The organism is Methanophagales archaeon (assembly GCA_021159465.1).
Taxonomy (GTDB): Archaea; Halobacteriota; Syntropharchaeia; order Alkanophagales; family Methanospirareceae; genus G60ANME1.
Genome location: JAGGRR010000018.1, coordinates 1 through 1577 on the forward strand (window position 1 = coordinate 1; position 1577 = coordinate 1577).

A 1577-nucleotide genomic window follows, 5' to 3' on the forward strand; every position below is an offset into this window, starting at 1 on the left:
GTTAACTTAAAGATAATGATAAAAGTTGATGGACCACTAATGTGAAGGTGAGTCTCCTATATCTTAAATTCCTGAGTTAAAACTGGGAATGGATTTTGTCCGGGTTTTGATGATTGAGACAATTGAATTGATGTTATTCTTAAGTTAAGTGCATTATATTCCTTGAGATAGTGTAATGAACAAAACGCCCGCAATCATCACCATGACACCACTCAACCGTTCCTTTATGCCCGACTCCTTAAAGATCGAATAGCCGAAGATAACGCCCATTATCGCACTCGTTCGCTTCACTGCAATCACGTATGCAACGAGTGTGAGCGAGATAGCAGTCATCTGTGAGATGGAAGTCAAACCCCCAAATAGCCCTACTTTCAATAAACCTTGTCCATTCATGCTAATCTGCTCTTTTCTTGCTATCGCTATGACCAGTGGTAATAGCAGTAACGCAGCTACCGAGTCAACAGCGATGACCCAGAACAACGGCGATGAGTTCAACAGCCCTATCTTGTCTATATTGGATGTTATACTCCATATAAAAGCAACCAAAAGCATCAACCTCGCACCTTTATCACTCACAAGCGCTTTGAATGGTGCAAAATACCCGTGTACCCTCTTGCTCACATTTAACAGATATGAGCCCGCGACAATCATGAGAATACCGATGATACCACCCACGTTTGGGAATTCACCCACTATTAATGGCGATGTCACGAGCATGAACAGTGGTGTAAATGTGAGCATAGGCACAGTAATAGAGAGCTCAGAGATTTTTATCGCTCGCATATACATGATTAGCGTTACTACATACAGAGTTGAGCCGGAGAACAGCGCCAGCCAGAATCGCGTGCCCAGTGCGGGAATACCGGTGAATAATAGAGCAGGCAGTAGAAACGGTAGTGCAAAGCAGGGTAATGCCCATGCCAGCACGTACTCATTGCTCTTGCTCTCTCTTAAACATTTCTTGCTGAAGACATCCTTCAAGGATTCAAAGAATGCGGTCAGAAGCGCAAAGATGAGCCAGAGCATATCTCCGTCTTCGTCTTCGTCTCCGCTTCCTTCTCTACCAATCGCAACCGCAATTGCACTGTCGCGGTATCAGCACCAATAACCTCCTCTTCTCTCGCTACTATCTCTATTCTACCACTGAACATTGGACCGTTCAGCACTAAGGTTTGATACTCGCCTCTATGCTTCACCAGCCACTCAATATCACTATCATAGGGAGTTATCCGTTTGCCAAGCCATGCCCTGTGCTCAACGGGTACCGCACATAGAATCACCTCAAACGAACTAAGAGCAAGCCGCAGTTCTGTCTCATAGTTGGTATGCCACAATGGTGATAATAGTGCCAGACCTTCTTCTGCCGCAGTGCGCTCTATTCTATCTTTAGCGGCTTCATCATCCCTAATATCTGAGATAATACCTCCTATCTGATACTTCGCTTTCGCCTCTCTCAAAGCAGCACCAAGATTCCCACGCTCCAGCTCCGGTTCCATTATCAGTGGTAACCCAAGAGCTTTCGCCTGCTGCTCCACAACCTCAGGCATATATGAGGATGTAGTTGAAGTTGAGGTTGA

At 45.3% G+C, this 1577-nt stretch carries 2 protein-coding genes; both read right to left on the reverse strand.

Going from position 1 to position 1577, the window contains the following annotated elements:
* Window positions 1-153 precede the first annotated feature (153 nt).
* On the reverse strand, window positions 154-1026 hold the full coding sequence (locus tag J7J01_00835; protein MCD6209436.1) for an EamA family transporter: 873 nt from the start codon (window positions 1024-1026) through the stop codon (window positions 154-156).
* Window positions 999-1577 (reverse strand): hypothetical protein (locus J7J01_00840; GenBank protein MCD6209437.1); only part of this gene is annotated, 579 nt, incomplete at its 5' end. The genes J7J01_00840 and J7J01_00835, both read right to left, overlap by 28 nt.

Excerpts from the sequence above, each read along its gene's own strand:
- J7J01_00835 (MCD6209436.1), bottom strand. The coding sequence starts at position 1,026 with ATGCTCTGGCTCATCTTTGCGCTTCTGACCGCATTCTTTGAATCCTTG.